10 protein-coding genes are annotated in these 15,070 nt (G+C 72.7%); 4 read left to right on the forward strand and 6 right to left on the reverse strand.

The genetic code is table 11. From position 1 onward, the window contains the following. The first annotated feature begins 176 nt into the window (after positions 1–176). On the forward strand, positions 177–2,990 hold the full coding sequence (locus F603_RS32275; protein WP_019547005.1) for a DUF7927 domain-containing protein: 2,814 nt from the start codon (positions 177–179) through the stop codon (positions 2,988–2,990). Positions 2,991–3,848: 858 nt separating this feature from the next. Continuing rightward, positions 3,849–4,721 (forward strand): LLM class F420-dependent oxidoreductase, encoded by an 873-nt coding sequence (locus tag F603_RS0115930; protein WP_019547006.1) that lies wholly within the window; start codon positions 3,849–3,851, stop codon positions 4,719–4,721. A gap of 7 nt (positions 4,722–4,728) precedes the next feature. Here the strand turns inward: F603_RS0115930 and F603_RS0115935 are convergent, their stop codons facing one another. Next, entirely contained in the window at positions 4,729–5,262 is a 534-nt protein-coding gene (locus F603_RS0115935) for a hypothetical protein (protein WP_019547007.1), read from the reverse strand. Beyond that, a complete protein-coding gene (locus tag F603_RS32280; RefSeq protein ID WP_051096248.1) occupies positions 5,259–5,552 on the reverse strand; it encodes a helix-turn-helix transcriptional regulator in 294 nt (97 codons plus the stop codon). The genes F603_RS0115935 and F603_RS32280 overlap by 4 nt, the downstream gene beginning before the upstream one ends. 113 nt (positions 5,553–5,665) lie before the next feature. On the opposite strand from F603_RS32280, the gene F603_RS0115945 reads away from it, so the two are divergent. After that, positions 5,666–6,877 (forward strand): MoxR family ATPase, encoded by a 1,212-nt coding sequence (locus F603_RS0115945; protein ID WP_158678648.1) that lies wholly within the window; start codon positions 5,666–5,668, stop codon positions 6,875–6,877. Between the two features lie 149 nt (positions 6,878–7,026). Here F603_RS0115945 and F603_RS0115950 read toward each other — a convergent pair whose 3' ends face one another. Together F603_RS0115950 and guaA are read right to left on the reverse strand one after the other, a co-directional pair. Then, positions 7,027–8,160, reverse strand: a complete 1,134-nt coding sequence (locus F603_RS0115950) for a hypothetical protein (protein WP_019547010.1) — start codon at positions 8,158–8,160, stop codon at positions 7,027–7,029. A 188-nt stretch (positions 8,161–8,348) separates the two neighbouring features. Beyond that, positions 8,349–9,956 carry a glutamine-hydrolyzing GMP synthase gene (gene guaA / locus F603_RS0115955; RefSeq protein ID WP_019547011.1) on the reverse strand — a complete coding sequence of 536 codons (1,608 nt, stop codon included), beginning with the start codon at positions 9,954–9,956 and terminating at the stop codon, positions 8,349–8,351. A gap of 465 nt (positions 9,957–10,421) precedes the next feature. On the opposite strand from guaA, the gene F603_RS0115960 reads away from it, so the two are divergent. Continuing rightward, positions 10,422–10,739, forward strand: coding sequence for a chorismate mutase (locus tag F603_RS0115960; RefSeq protein WP_019547012.1), 318 nt, complete (start codon positions 10,422–10,424; stop codon positions 10,737–10,739). A 658-nt stretch (positions 10,740–11,397) separates the two neighbouring features. On the opposite strand, the gene F603_RS0115965 is transcribed toward F603_RS0115960, so the two are convergent. Then, positions 11,398–13,293 carry a GMC family oxidoreductase gene (locus F603_RS0115965; RefSeq protein ID WP_019547013.1) on the reverse strand — a complete coding sequence of 632 codons (1,896 nt, stop codon included), beginning with the start codon at positions 13,291–13,293 and terminating at the stop codon, positions 11,398–11,400. A gap of 114 nt (positions 13,294–13,407) precedes the next feature. Beyond that, complete coding sequence (locus tag F603_RS0115970; protein ID WP_019547014.1) at positions 13,408–15,057, reverse strand: succinic semialdehyde dehydrogenase; 1,650 nt, start codon at positions 15,055–15,057, stop codon at positions 13,408–13,410. Positions 15,058–15,070: the final 13 nt, after the last annotated feature.

Below are 15,070 nucleotides of genomic sequence, written 5' to 3' on the forward strand. Positions count from 1 at the left end.
TCTCGTGACGCCGCCGCCCCTCCAGCGTCCAGCGGCATACGCACGTCGCAACTCGGCGGCTCCGGGACGCCCTGAGAGTGCGCCTTGCGTATATATAGGACACAATGCCCAAATCACACTTTCAGTTCTTAAGCGGCCTTACGGTGAGCAAAAGATCGTCTTCCCTGGAGTCGACCATGCCGCTCAGCCCAGCGGGCCCGTCCCCTCGCGCCCGCGCCTCCCGCCGCCCACGCCGCCGCCGACGCCCCCACCGCGGCACGCTCCTCGTCGTCACCGCTCTGCTCGCCGCCCTCACCGGCACCGCGAGCCCGGCGCTCACCTCCACCGCGCAGGGAAGCGCGCCAGGAACGGTCCCCTCCCCCACGGCGACGACCTCGGTGATCACCGTCAAGACCGGCGGCGACCGGAGCGCTCCCAAGGAGGTCGCCCCGCTCGCCGGCGTGCGGCTCCAACTCGTCGACCCCGCGACCGACCAGCCCGTCGGCGAGCCCTGGTCGACCTGCGTCTCCGACGGCGACGGCGACTGCAACTTCGTCGTCCCCGACACCCAGGACGGCGGGGCCAACGCGGGGCGCGAGTTCGTGGTCCGGCAGGTCGAGGACGTCGAGGATGCAGTACCGCCCGGCTGGTACACCAACCCCGAGCTCCGCACCGGCCGGGGCAGCGGCGCCCAGTCGGTGGCCCGCCCGTACGAGTTCGACACGCCGGCGATGGCGGCGGGCGAGACGTACCGCTCCACCGACGAGTTCATGTACAGCGACGACCGGCTGGACTGGAAGATGTCGGGCGGCATCTGGCAGCAGTCCCGGAACAACCCGGCGCTCCCGCAGAAGTGCGGGCTCGACGTGGCGCTCGTACTCGACGTCTCCTCGTCGGTCGGCAGCCAGCTCCCCAACCTCAAGCGGGCCGCCGACCGGGCCACCGACGGCCTCGCCGGCACCGCCTCGCGCATGGCCGTCTTCTCCTTCTCCGGCACGTCGCCGAGCCCCGGCAACCCCAACCATCCGGAGCTGCAACCCGTCTCCACGCAGGCGGGCGCCGACGCCTTCAAGGCGAAGTACGCCGACTACCAGCTCGGCAGCGGCACCAACTGGGACCAGGGCCTCTACAAGGTGGCCGAGGCGCAGGAGCACTACGACCTCGTCGTGGTCCTCACCGACGGCAACCCCACCCGCTGGTCCACCGAGCCGCTCGGCGACGGTTCCCGCACCCACTTCCGCGACGTGGAGAACGGCATCTTCTCCGCCAACTCCGTCAAGGCGAAGGGTTCCCGCGTCATCGCCCTCGGCGTCGGCAGCGGGGTGTCGGGGGTCACAGGGCTCAACCTTCGCGCGATCTCGGGGACCGAGGCGTACAACGGCAGCAACCTCAGCACCGCCGACTACGCGCAATCCCCCAACTACGAGGCGGCGGGAGACGCCCTCCACCAGCTCGCCCTCAGCCAGTGCGACAACTCGGTGACGGTGACGAAGCAACTGGTACCGGCGCAGAACACCGGCGAGGACGTCTCGGGGGCCCGCCCGGCAGGCGAGGGCTGGACCTTCGACGCCACCACGACCACCCCGGGCATCGGCGGCCTGCCCGACAGCCGAACCACCGAGGGCGACGGGACCGGCTCCGTGGTCTTCTCCCCCGAGTTCCCCACCGGCACCAGTGCGGCAGACGTGACCGTCGCCGAGACCCAGCAGCCCGGGTACACCCTCGTCACCCAGGGCGGCAACAACGCCGTCTGCGTCAACAAGGACACCGGCGCCGACGTGGACGTGACCAACGCCTCGGGTACGGGCTTCACCGTCGAGGCCCCCAACGGTGCCGCGATCTCCTGCACCGTCTACAACAGGGAGCCGCCCTCAGCCGACGTCACCGTCGAGAAGAGCTGGCGGATCGACGGCGACGAGTACGTCGAGGGTGACCAGCCCGAGGGCTTCCAGGCCCAACTCACCCTCACGGGGCCCGAGAACGACACCCCCACCGACCAGGAGTGGGGCGAGGCGCGCACCGACTACACCCGGAACGCGACCGCCACCGTCGACGAACGCATGGAGGTCCCCTCCTGGTGCCGCGTCGTCTCGCAGCGGATCACGGAGGAGAACGGCGACCCCGCCGACGCGCGACTCCCGTACGAGGCCCGTCTCGTCGCGGAGCACAACACCTACCGCCTCACCAACACCGTCGAATGCGGCGCCCAGTTGACGCTCGTGAAGCAGGTCGAGGGCGGCGACGCAAAGCCGACGGACTGGGTGCTGCACGCCTCCGGGCCGACGCAGGTCGACGGTGAGAGCGGCTCGGACGAGGTCACGGGCGTCCGCGTCGAGCCCGGCAGCTACCGACTCTCCGAGGAGGGCGGGCCCGAGGGCTACACCACCTCCAACTGGACGTGCGAGCAGGAGGACGGCGAGGAGGCACCCGTCACGGGCGGTTCCGTCACCCTCGCCCGGGGCACCTCGACGACCTGCACGGTCACCAACACCGCCAAGGGCGACGGAGGTTGGACGACGGAGAAGCAGAGCGACCCGCCCGACGGCTCGACCGTCGACCCCGGCTCGACCGTCACCTACACCATCACAGTGCGCCCGGAGAACAGCACTGCCGGCGAGGTGACCCTCTCCGACGACCTCTCGCACGTCCTCGACCACGCGACGCTCGTCCCCGACAGCATCCGCACGACGGCGGGCAAGGCGCAGCTCGACGGTACGGCGCTCAACTGGCACATCCCCGAACTAGGGGGCGAGGAGACGCTCACCTACCGGGTGCGGGTCGACGACGACGCCCACGGGAAGCTCCTCGCCAACGTCGTCACGCCCGGGGACGGCGGCACCTGCGGCGACTGCGAGGTGAAGCTCACCACGGCGCCCCACCCCGGCGGCGGGGCGCTTTCGCAGACCGGTTCCGGCTACCCCATGCTGGCGGCCGCGGGGGCTCTGCTCCTCCTCACCGCGGGAACCGTCTTCGTGACGCGCCGTAGGAGAAGGGCATCGGGAACGGAGTAACCCTCCGCTTCCGAGCAGCGGGCCGGGCACCCACGGGGGCGCCCGGCCCGCCTCTGCGGGGGACCTTCCGAACCGGGATGCGGGCGCGCGGAGTTGCGGCGCGCAGCCGTCCTCCGACTGCGGTCCGCGCTCGCCCGGGTGGGCGATGTGCCGCGCTCCGCACAGAGTTCGGAGCCCGGACGACGGGGGTCGTCCGGGCTCCGACGGGGACCCCCCGGGGGAGGGGGACAGGCTCCGGGAGCTGTCGGGGGAGCCGCTCCCGGAACCGGTCCGTTCGCACGGCGCAGCACCAGCGCCGGCGAAGCCGGATTGCGCGTTGCGGCGGCCACCTTGAGCCCCACGGGGGAGTGGCTCACGCTCACGCTCCCGTGTCGACGGGCGCGGAGCTCGGTCCGGCCGCCGCAACGCGGCCCGGGGGAGCTGTCGCTCGGGGGTTGCGATCCGTCGACCTGAGCGGCCTCCGGGTATCCAGCTCCACCGGGGACTCCGCGAGACGGATGCGCTCCGTGTTCGCTTCGTCACAGAGAACATTACGTGCTCCGGAGCCCAAGTGGGACCACACAGGGGCCAATTCGCCCGGTCGGAGCGTTCGCGGGCCGCACCCGTAACGCGGTTCACCAACGGGTGACGGGCGGCGCGGCAGCCCAGCTCAGGACAGGTGCCCGGAAAGGCTCGCGAGGCGGTGCGCTGACGCTACGGAGGGTCTCACCCGGCGTGTAAGGCACCGGAGTTGGATGTGGAGGTTGACGGATTCACCCCCGGGAGGCGGTGGCCGGCGGGGCGCGGGAAGCGGGGCACCGTCGGTGCGATCGTTGGAGTCCGACGTTCCGCTCGTCCGCAGCGCAGAAGGGAACCCCTATGTCCAGCACGAGTTCCGAAGTGGGTCCGACGCCGGCGATCGGCAGGTACGGCGTCTTCCGCTCCCTCGCCGACGTCGAGCCGGAGGCCCGCGGTGAGGCGGTGGCCGAGCTCGACGAGCTCGGGTACGGCGCCGTCTGGCTCGGCCACACGACCGTGGAGGAGGCGGCGCCGCTCGTCGGCGCGGCGCCGCGGATCACCGTCGCGACCGGTATCCACTCCATCTGGCGGCAGGAAGCGGCCGACGCGGCACGGCACTTCGGCAGGCTGGAGGAGGAGCACCCGCAGCGCTTCCTCCTGGGCCTCGGCGTGAGCCACCCGCAGATGGTGAGCGGCTACCGGCGCCCTTACACCGCGATGGCGGCGTACCTGGACGAGCTGGACGACCCGGCCACGTTCGTCCCGCCGCGGAGCCGGATGCTGGCGGCGCTCGGGCCGCGGATGGTCCGCCTCGCGCGGGAGCGCGCGGCGGGGGCCTTCCCCTACCTGGTCACCGCCGAGCAAGTGGCCGAGACACGCGCGTTGTTGGGCGACTCCCCCGTGCTCGCCCCGGAGTTGGGCGTCGTCACCGAGGACGATCCCGCGCGTGCGCGGAAGCTGGCGCGCGAGGCGCTCTCGGTCTACCTCCAGCTCACCAACTACCGGCGCAACTGGCTGCGCGCCGGGTTCACCGAGGAGGACCTCGCCGACGGCGGGAGCGACCGCCTCGTCGACGCCCTCTTCGCCTGGGGCGACGACGCGCGCATCCGCGAGCGGTTCGCCGAGTTCCGGGCCGCGGGCGCCGACCACGTCGCGCTCCAGGTTTTCGACGGGAGCCCCACCGGCGCACTGCCGCACCGGGGTTGGCGCGAGGTCGCCCGGCTGCTCGACTGACCCGGCGCTAGGCGGCGACCTCGTCGGCGGGGACGTCCTCCACCCGGACCGCGGCGAGCCACAGTGGGAGGAGGCCCTGGAGCAGGAGCAGCCCGACACCCGTACCCGCCAGGGCGCCGGCGAGGTCGGCGAGGGCGATGCCCGTCGCCGCGAGCCCCGCGAAGGCGAGGACGGCCGCGAGCACCACGAGCCGTACGACGCGGAAGGCGAGGCCGTGCACGGCTGCGCGCTCGGCGAGTTGGCGTTCGTCGAGCATGCGGGGACGGAGTTCGAAGAGGCCGTCCGTCATCGAGTTGAGGAGCCCCGTCAGGGGGACCCACACGAGGAGGGCCGCGGCGATGAGCGCCGCCCACCACGCGTTGTGGGCGGCGTAGAGGACGACGAGGCCGGTGAAGCCTGCTGCGGTGGCCGCCGTGTGCGCGAGGACGAGCGCGCGGCGGCGGCCTGCGGTCGCGTGGTACGGCTTCGTCCGCGGGTCGTTCATGATGCGGTGGAGCCGCCTGTCCGAGGCGGTGGGCTGCAAACGTCCGGGCGCGGTCATGTCGAACTCCCCCTGGGTGGTGCCGTGTCGGCTTCGGTGCCTTCGTCGCGTCGGCGCGGATAGAGCTCCTCGCTGAGCGGGCGGAAGGCGGTGAGCGAGAAGAGCGCCTCGACCGGGAGGCGGAAGTACTCGGCGATGCGCAGGGCCAGGTCGAGGCTGGGGTTGTACTGCCCGCGCTCCAGGTGGCCGATGGTCTGGTAGTGCGCGCCGACCGCGTCGGCCAACTCCCGTCGGGATACGCGGTGTTCGGCGCGCACCACCGCAAGCCTGTTGTGCACTCGCTCGCTCATGTATAAGAAGTACTACGAAGTAAAGCGTGAACACAAGACCTGGGCGGGACGGGGGCGTCGCCTCTGCGTCCCGGACCCGCGGCTGCCCGGCGGCCTCCCTATACCGTCGGGGCATGCGGGCAGACGGGGAAAAGGCGAGGGCGCGGCCAAAACGGCTCGGGCGCACGGGGGTTGCCGTGGTGGCCGGGGTGACGGCGATGGTCGTCGTGGCCACCGCTTTCGTGGTCGAGACAGTCCGCTCGGAGGGATGCTGGACACCGTCCGACGCCACCCTGCGCCTCGCCGAGGAGCCGGCTCGGGCGGCCGCGGCCCTCGACCCGGGCGAGACGCTGGTGATCCCCTCACCCATGACGGCACCGGAGACCGACCCCTCGGACACCCGCGTCGGACGGCTCCTCGCCAAGGAGCGCCGCACGACCTGCGAAGGCCCTGCGGCCTCGCAGGTCGTCGGCCGGGTCCTCCTCGCGGCCACCACCGGTTCCGACAGGGCGACTTCGGGACCTCAGCGGCACACGGAGCCGCAGTCGAGGACGGCCACCGCGGCGCTTCTTGCGCTCGGCGAGCGTGAAGAACGCTATGCAAGCGAGGAGTTCGCGCCGTACGTCGCCAAGCTCCTTGCGCATTACGCCGGCTCGGTCGGCGCGGGCGGGGACTCGGTCCCCGAGGGCGACGACTCCGTGCTCACTTTCCCCGACGAGACAACGGGCGAGCCGAGGGCCAACCTCGCCTCGCCCGGGGCGACGGACGCCGCACGGGAGGCGGTGCGCTCGGTCGCCCCGTACCCCGAGAGCTACGCGCTCCTCCACGACACCTTCCGAGCCCAGGCCGCCGAACTCCTCGACGCACGCCCGCACTCCGGGACACAGGGCAAGGAGCCCACACGGTCGCCCGACAGCCTGCGTTTCAGGCTCTCACCGGCGCTCCACGGCCTGGCCCTCCTCCAAAGCGCCCGTACACGGGCCGTGTTGGACGGCCGCGTCGAGGACCTCACCCGGTTCGACCGTCAGGTGCTCCGCCACAGCCGGGGCGGATACGGCCCCGCACGCTCTCCGCACGAGCCCCTCGACGCCGGGGCGGCGCACCGCCGCCCCGGCGTCGACGTCCCCACCTGGCTCCGCGAGGGCGCCCCCGCAGCACGGACGGAGCGGCAGCGCACCGAGTGGTTCCTCGACGGCGGCCGCCAGGTCCAGCGCACGGCAACCCTCTGGGGCAAACGGCGGGGACTCCCGGAACGGTTCCTGAACCGGCTGCGCACCGGGATCAGCAGCGAGTGGACCGCACAGACGAGGTTGTACGCACACACGGTGCCCCTCACCGGAAGCTAGCAACTCCCCACGTACGCAAGCGGACCGCCCGCACGGCACACCGGCTGCCACCCGCGCACCGCCCGACGGGGCCAGGCGCGCACACGCGCACCGACGGGACCGTCATCAGGTCGACGGCAGCCCCACGACGCCGCGACAGCACGAGCCCGCTACGCCTCCCCGGGCAGCCGCAGCCCGGTGCAACCCAGCCGACGCGTATCGGCCTGCGCGTACGCGGCGAGGGAGCTGCGCAGGACGCCGGGGTCAAGCTCCTCCTGCGGATTCGACGTGACCAGGTAGCCGACGCGTTCGCCACCGCACCGCGCGGTGCCGTACGCGTAGTACTTCCCGAGCGCGGGCAGCCAGCGGCCACTCTCCCCCTTGCTCCCCTCGGAGCCGATCCCCGCCTCCCTGCCCAGCCGCTCCACCAGCACTTCGACGGCACGCGAGAATCGCAAGGAGACCCTGCCCGACTCGCCCGCTCGCGACCGGAGTTCGACGACGCAGTGGTCGAGCGGCGCACCCTCGGCGTCCCCCGGCACCACGTCCGCCACCCGCACCGGCGTGTTCTTCCCCCGCAGCGGAAGCCCCGCGAGCTGACGGCATCCCGTCTCGCCGACCCGGCTGAACGGCACGGTCCACGGCCCGGAAGCGGCCCGCGGCAGGCTCAGCGGCTCCGTCTCGCAACCGAGCCGCTCCAGCGCCGAGTTGGCGGCACGGATCGCGCTGCGCCAGATGGCCAGCGCGTCCTCGGACACCACGTCCTCGTCCGGCCGCCACGCGCCCTCGACTCCGATCGCCGCCCTCGCCGTGTCACCGTCGATGTCCCGTCCGGCACCGGGGCACGGGGGAAGCAGGGTGATGCGGCGCTCGTCGCTCCAGCCGGGCACACCCGCGAGGCTGGGGGTCAGTCGGTCGGCGGACTCGAGACCGCCGACCACCTGGGAGACCCCCGCCCTGTCGACCGCCGCGTCCAGCGCGAGGACCACCTTGTCCCCGTCGCCCAACTCGCAGTAGTACCTGCCCAGTTCGGCGTTGTACCGCTCCGTCTGCTCCGTCGTCTCGGTCTCGCCGTCGTACTGCGCCACTTCGTCCGCGTGCAGCGCCCCTCCGCACGCGTCGTGGACGGCGCGCGCCGAGCTGAGCGGCGTGTCGACGGCGCGGTCGAGTGCGAAGGCCGCGAGCAGGCCCAGCACCACGATGCCGACCCAGATCTTGGACCGGGTCGCGCCCCGCGCCAGGTCCTCCTCGGCGTCCCAGCGTGCGGCCCGCTCCTCCCTGGTGCCCAGCGACGAGCGGGGCACCGCAGCACCCTCTTCCCCGTCACGTCCCCCCACGCGGCCCCCAACTCCGTACCGTCACCTGGCAATTGCCGCCCCCGAGCCTATCCACAGCGTTCCAGGGACCGCGCACGAAGCCCCCGCACGCACACGTGCCGCCGCCCGCGGACTCCGGGCGGCGGCACGTGGAACTCAGCGGGCCTACGAGGCCCTCACTCCCACTCGATGGTCCCCGGCGGCTTGCTCGTCACGTCGAGGGCGACGCGGTTGACCTCGGCGACCTCGTTGGTGATCCGCGTGGAGATCCGTGCGAGGACCTCGTAGGGGAGCCGGGACCAGTCGGCCGTCATCGCGTCCTCGGAGGAGACCGGACGCAGCACGATCGGGTGCCCGTAGGTGCGGCCGTCGCCCTGGACGCCGACGCTGCGTACGTCCCCGAGGAGGACGACGGGGCACTGCCAGATCTCGCCGTCGAGCCCGGCCGCCGTCAGCTCGGCGCGCGCGATGGCGTCCGCCTCGCGGAGGACCGCCAGCCGCTCGGCCGTCACCTCGCCGACGATGCGGATGCCGAGCCCGGGCCCCGGGAAGGGCTGCCGCTCGACGATTGCGTCGGGGAGGCCGAGTTCGCGCCCGACGGCGCGCACCTCGTCCTTGAAGAGCTTGCGCAGCGGCTCGATCAGCTCGAACTCGAGGTCCTCGGGGAGCCCGCCGACGTTGTGGTGCGACTTGATGTTCGCGGTGCCGTTGCCGCCGCCCGACTCGACGACGTCCGGGTAGAGCGTCCCCTGCACCAGGAAGGCGACGTCCTCGCCCGCGGCCCCCGCCTCGGCGACGAGCTCCGCCTGTGCCTGCTCGAAGACGCGGATGAACTCCCGCCCGATGATCTTCCGCTTCTCCTCCGGGTCCGAGACGCCGGCGAGCGCGGTGAGGAACCGCTCCGCTGCGTCGACCACCTTGAGCTGCACGCCGGTCGCCGCGACGAAGTCCTTCTCGACCTGCTCCGTCTCGCCCTTGCGCATCAGCCCGTGGTCGACGTACACGCAGGTGAGCTGGGAGCCGATCGCGCGCTGCACGAGGGCTGCCGCGACGGCGGAGTCAACGCCGCCGGAGAGCCCGCAGATCGCGCGCTTCGGCCCGACGCGCGCGCGGATCTCCTCGACCTGCTCGTCGACGATCGACTCGGTCGTCCACGAGGGGGTGAGCCCGGCGCCGCGGTAGAGGAAGTGCTCCAACTCCTGCTGCCCGAAGGTGGTGTGCATCACCTCGGGGTGGTGCTGGACGCCGTAGAGCTTCCGTTCGTCGTTCTCGAAGGCGGCGACGGGGACGAGGTCCGTCGAGGCGGTGACGGTGAAGCCGGCGGGGGCCGCGGAGCAGGCGTCGCCGTGCGACATCCAGACCTGCTGCCCGGACGGGGTGCCCTCGAAGAGCGTGGAGTCCGGCTTGGAGACGGCGAGTTCGGTGCGTCCGTACTCGCGGCTGCCGGTGTTGTCGACAGTGCCGCCGAGCGTCTGCGCCATGACCTGGAAGCCGTAGCAGATGCCGAGGACGGGGACGCCGGCCTCGAAGACCTCGCGGTCCATCGACGGGGCGTCCTCGGCGTAGACGGAGGACGGGCCGCCGGAGAGGATGATCGCCTTGGGGTTCCGCGCGAGCATCTCGGCGGCGCTCATCGTGTGCGGAACGATCTCGCTGTACACCCGCGCCTCGCGCACCCGCCGCGCGATCAACTGGGCGTACTGCGCGCCGAAGTCGACGACGAGGACGACCTCGGGCGCCTCCTCGGCGGGGCCGTTCTCGGTGGACGGGTCACTGCGGCGCATCGCGCCTCCTTCGGGGGCGTGGGTTTCTCGACGGGAAGGCGCCACGAAGCTGCCTCTCGGCGGATGAGACGGGGTGTACCCACGAGTCTAACCGGGCGCTGCACGTGCCTGTTCCGGCCTGCGGAAGCGCGCATCCGGGATGCGCTCCGGAGCCTCCCGTGCACGCACCGGAGCGCCCCGGGCCGCCGCCGGCTGGGCCCCTGCTTGGAGGGTATCGGGTACGGGGGCATACTGGTCCGCGTGTTCACGCGAGCGACCTTCTGGTTTACCTATGGCACCGGCCGGGCCGGCTGCCATGGGAGCCGCGGTCGTCTCCGCTGAACGACCACCGCAGACCTCCCAGGTGCCCCGGGCCGATCGACGCCCGGGGCACCTGCCGTCTCCGCTCCAGGCTCCGACCGGTCCGCCGGCTCCTCGACGGGCGTCCAAGCCCGGGGGTCGACCGACATCAGCAGGGAGCTGACCATGAGCACCACCACGCGGACCCGCACCACCGACGACGCCGGCGAGAACGGGCCCACCACGGCACAGCCCGCACCCGGCACCCCGGGGGTGGCGGCGGGCCGGGCCGAGATCGACGCGCTCGACGAACGCATCGTCGCCCTCGTCCGGGAGCGCATCGAGGTCTCCGTACGGGTCCAGCAGGAGAAGATCGCCGCCGGCGGCGGACGCGTCGACCTCGCCCGCGAGATGCAGGTCCTCGACCGCTACCGCGGCCACCTCGGCAGGCCCGGCACCGAGCTCGGCATGGTCCTGCTGAGGCTCTCGCGGGGGCGGGACTGAGCGCCCCTCTCCTCACCCGTACGGAGCGTGACCGCCCGGACGCGGCTTCGTTGGTCCCGGTGTCCCTGAAGCCAACCGGGCGCCCGGCGGCGAGGGGGCGGCGTCATCGGAGCGATGAGACGTCCGGGCCTTCGCGGCGCAGTTGCCCCGCGCGAGGCGGAGCGGCGTCGTGGGACCTCGCTCCGATGCGAGTGACCGGGCAGCAGGGGACAGCAGACCGGTCACGAAAGCGGCCGGTCACGGGGACGCCCGGGACCGGCCGCTCCGCGGACACGCCACGTACGCGGAGCCGATCCGCCGACGCCAACTCCCCCGCCACGTCGGGAGATTGCACCTGGACGGCCGTCCGCGCCGCGGTCGGTCGCAGAGGTTGCGCGGCACCGGCCGATCGAGCACGATGCACCACAGAACGGCACGGCTCGACTTCGCGCAGTGCAGCCGGCACCGCCCCAGCACATCCCCCGGTGTACCGAGGGGCCGTGCCGGCCGCTGCGAAACCGCGGCGCACCCCCCGGCGCCGCAGCTCGGCATCCGCGCTGCCCTGACGCGGGTGCTGACGGTGAAGGGCCCCGCATCGGCCGCCACTTCGGCGCCGTGCGGGGCCCTTCATCGTCGGTCGCGACGCAACTCCCGCCCGCCGGCGTGGTGTTCGCCCACCTCACTCGGCGGGCGACGGCTCCTCGGCCCCCGGCCGCATCCGCGGCTGCGGCAGCGGCACGGGCGCCCCGATCCGCAGCGCACCGAACGCGCCCTCGGGGACGGCGGGTCGGCGCGGCGCCACCGGCTCCAGCCGCCGGTACTCCTCGCTCTGCGCGGGGCGCGGGTCGGCCTCGCCCTTGTTGGGCCAGAGCGACATCGCGCGCTCGGCCTGCGCCGTAATCGTCAGCGAGGGGTTGACTCCGAGGTTCGCCGAAACGGAGGAGCCGTCGACGACGGAGATACCGGGGTGGCCCCACACCCGGTGGTACGGGTCGAGGACACCGCGCTCCACGCTCTCGCCGATCGGGCAGCCACCGAGGAAGTGCGCCGTGAGCGGCGTGTTCATCAACTCGCCGATGTTGGTCCCGGGGAAGCCCCCGATCTCGTCGGCGATCTTGCTGGCGGCCTCGGCGCTCTCCGGGATGTGGACCGGGTTCGGCGCGCCGTGCCCCTGCCGCGCGGTGAGCAGCCCCTTGCCGGGGCGCTTGCTCCGCCGGTAGGTGGTCAGGGAGTTGTCGACCGTCTGCATGACGAGCCCGATGATGGTGCGCTCCGACCACTTCCGCGCGGAGAGCGAGAAGAAGAACCGCACCGGATGGCGCAGGCATGTCCCCACGTGCGCAAGGGGCTTGGGGAGCCGCGTGTTCTGTCGCACCTGGAGGGTGGTGAGCGCGCTCATCGAGTTCGACCCCTTGCCGTAGCGGACGGGCTCGATGTGGGTGCTCTCGTTGGGGTGGACGGACGAGGTGATGGCGACGCCCTTGGTGAAGTCCGGCTCCGCGTCCTTGCCCCACTTGGCGCGGTAGCGGTACGGCAGGGTCTGGGAGCCGACGAGCGCCTCGGAGTTGGTCCGGGTCAGCTCGCCGAGCCGGCCCGAGAGGCGGGGCAGGGTGCCGGTGTCGCGCATCCGGTGCAACAGCGTCTGCGTGCCGTAGGTGCCCGCGGCGAGGACGACCCACCGGGCGCGGAGGACCCGGGCGCGGGCGCGCCGTTTGTCGGTCGGGCGCACGGCGATCTCCCAGCCGTGCTCGGGGCTCTCGGGCCCGTGTGCGGGCGGGGCGCCCGCACCCTTGCGCGGACCCGGCGCCTCGCGGACCGACACCACGGTGGTGAGCGGGTGGACGACGGCGCCGGCCCGCTGTGCGAGGTAGAGGTAGTTCTCGTTGAGGGTGTTCTTCGCGCCCCTGCGGCACCCGGTCATGCACTCGCCGCACTCGGTGCACGCGTTGCGTGCGGGACCCGCGCCGCCGAAGTACGGGTCGGGCACCTCGGCCCCGGGGTCGGCGCGGACGCCGTCCCGCTTCGACTCGTCCGCGGCGTCCTCCCCGTCGCCGAAGAAGACGCCGACGGGCGCCATGTGGAAGGTGTCCCCGTACCCCAACTCGTCGGCCGCCGCCTTGAGGTGGACGTCCGAGGGGGTCATCGTCGGGTTGAGCCGGGCGCCGAGCATGCGGCGCGCCTGGTCGTAGAAGGGGCTCAACTCCGCCTGCCAGTCGGTGATGTGGCCCCACTGCTGGTCCTCGAAGAACGCCTTCGGCGGTACGTAGAGGGTGTTGGCGTAGTTGAGCGAGCCGCCGCCCACCCCCGCGCCCGCCAGGATCATGACATTGCTGAGCAGGTGGATGCGCTGGATGCCGTAGAGGCCGAGCGCCGGCGCCCAGAGGAACTTCTTCAGGTCCCACGAGTTCTTCGGCAGCGTCTCGCGGGTGAAACGCCGGCCCGCCTCCAGGACGCCCACCCGGTACCCCTTCTCGGAGAGCCGCAGGGCGGAGACGGAGCCGCCGAACCCTGAACCGACCACGACCACGTCGTAGTCGAACTGCTCTTCCTCGGCGCTCGGTGACTTCTCGGACACGGGACCTCCGATGACGTGCGGCTCGGTCGTGACGGTGCGGCTCTGGTCGTGCGCGCTCGCGCGGGGGCGTCGGGCACCGGGACCGCCTCCCCGCACGGGCGGCCCCGGGAGTGCTCAGCGGAAGCGGAGCGCCTTCAGTGCCCGCAGGGAACGGGACATGAAGGCGGCGTACTGCGCGTCGTCCATCCCGAACGAGGGGGCCATGGGCAGCACCCGCTGGTGCGCCACGGTCTGCGGTTCGGTGTACTTCATCAGTCCGTCGACGCCGTGCCTGCGGCCGAGCCCCGAGTCGCCCATGCCGCCCATCGGCGCCTGCGCACTGCCGTACGCCGCCGCGTATCCCTCGTTGACGTTGACGGTGCCGGCGTGCAGGCGGGCCGCGACGTCGCGCGCGCGGCGTCCGGCGCTCGACCAGACACTCGCATTGAGGCCGTACGGCGTCGAGTTGGCCGCCTCGATCGCCTCCTCCTCGTCGGAGAAGCGGTAGACCGAGACGACGGGCCCGAACGTCTCCTCGCAGCAGAGCGACATCGCCGGCTCGACGCCGCCGAGGACGGTCGGCTCGTAGAAGAGCGGGCCGATGTCCGGGCGGGCGCGACCCCCGGCGAGCACTTCGGCGCCCTTCTCGACCGCCTCGTCGACGTGCCGCTCCACCGTCGCCAACTGCCGCTCGCCGGCGAGCGATCCCATCTCGGCGCCGTAGGCGAGCGCGCTGCCGAGGCGCATCGCGCGGACGCGCGGGAGGAACCGCTCCAGGAAGGCGTCGGCCACCTTCTCGTGGACGTAGAGGCGCTCGATGGAGATGCAGAGCTGGCCGGCGGAGGAGAACGCGCCGCGTACGGCGCCGGCGGCCGCCTTGTCGAGGTCGGCGTCCTCCAGGACCAGCATCGCGTTCTTGCCGCCCAACTCCAGCGAGGAGCCGACGAGTCGGGCCGCCGCCCGCTGGGCCACGCCGCGGCCCGTCGCCGTCGAGCCCGTGAACGAGACGAAGTCCCCGCGGTCGACGACCTCGGGACCTACGACGGACCCCTCGCCGAGCACCACCTGCCACACGGCCTCGGGCAGCCCCGCCTCGATCAGCAGCCGGCGCGCCCAGAGCGCGGTGAGCGCCGTCTCCGTGTCGGGCTTCATCACCACCGCGTTGCCCGCGACGAAGGCCGGCAGCGCGTCGCCGACCGAGAGCTCGAACGGGTAGTTCCACGGCGCGATCTGCCCGACGACACCGCGCGGGTGCCGCACCTCGGTGACCTTGGTGAGTACGGGTATGGCGCCCGTGTGCCGCTTGGGGCGCAGCAGCCCCGGCGCCTTGCGCCCGTAGTACCGCGCCGCTATGGCGACCGCCTGCACCTCCTCGTGCGCGTGCAGCCTCGCCTTGCCCGTCTCCAGTTGGACGAGGTCGAGCACCTCCTCCTGCCTGCGGAGGACGAGGTCGTGGAAGCGCAGCAGGATCTCGGCCCGCCGCCGGACCGGCACCTGCGCCCACGCCCGCTGCGCGGTACGGGCGCGCTCGAAGGCCGCTGCGACGTCTTCGGCGGCCGACTCCGGTGTGGAGGCGGGGAGTTCGGCGAGTACCTCCCCCGTGGACGGGGTGTGGTCGACCGCGGTGCCGCTCGCCACCACGCCCTCGGTGAGGCGGCGTACCAGTTCCGGGGTGACCACGTCCGCGGCCGTCCTGACACCGGCCGGAGCGTCCGCGACCGGGTTTCCCTCCCGGGCCGAGGTGCGGGTCCCGGTGGCCGTTGTGCTCTCCTGCGAGTCCGTCATGGGGGGAGAGTAC

It is taken from the genome of Streptomyces sulphureus DSM 40104 (assembly GCF_000381025.1).
Classification (GTDB): Bacteria; Actinomycetota; Actinomycetes; order Streptomycetales; family Streptomycetaceae; genus Streptomyces; species Streptomyces sulphureus.

Bases quoted from the DNA above. Each gene is read 5' to 3' on its own strand.
- F603_RS32275 (WP_019547005.1), top strand. From the start codon at position 177: ATGCCGCTCAGCCCAGCGGGCCCGTCCCCTCGCGCCCGCGCCTCCCGC.
- guaA (WP_019547011.1), bottom strand. From the start codon at position 9,956: ATGCGCCGCAGTGACCCGTCCACCGAGAACGGCCCCGCCGAGGAGGCG.
- F603_RS32280 (WP_051096248.1), bottom strand. From the start codon at position 5,552: ATGAGCGAGCGAGTGCACAACAGGCTTGCGGTGGTGCGCGCCGAACAC.
- F603_RS0115960 (WP_019547012.1), top strand. From the start codon at position 10,422: ATGAGCACCACCACGCGGACCCGCACCACCGACGACGCCGGCGAGAAC.
- F603_RS0115945 (WP_158678648.1), top strand. From the start codon at position 5,666: ATGCGGGCAGACGGGGAAAAGGCGAGGGCGCGGCCAAAACGGCTCGGG.
- F603_RS0115935 (WP_019547007.1), bottom strand. From the start codon at position 5,262: ATGACCGCGCCCGGACGTTTGCAGCCCACCGCCTCGGACAGGCGGCTC.
- F603_RS0115930 (WP_019547006.1), top strand. From the start codon at position 3,849: ATGTCCAGCACGAGTTCCGAAGTGGGTCCGACGCCGGCGATCGGCAGG.
- F603_RS0115970 (WP_019547014.1), bottom strand. From the start codon at position 15,057: ATGACGGACTCGCAGGAGAGCACAACGGCCACCGGGACCCGCACCTCG.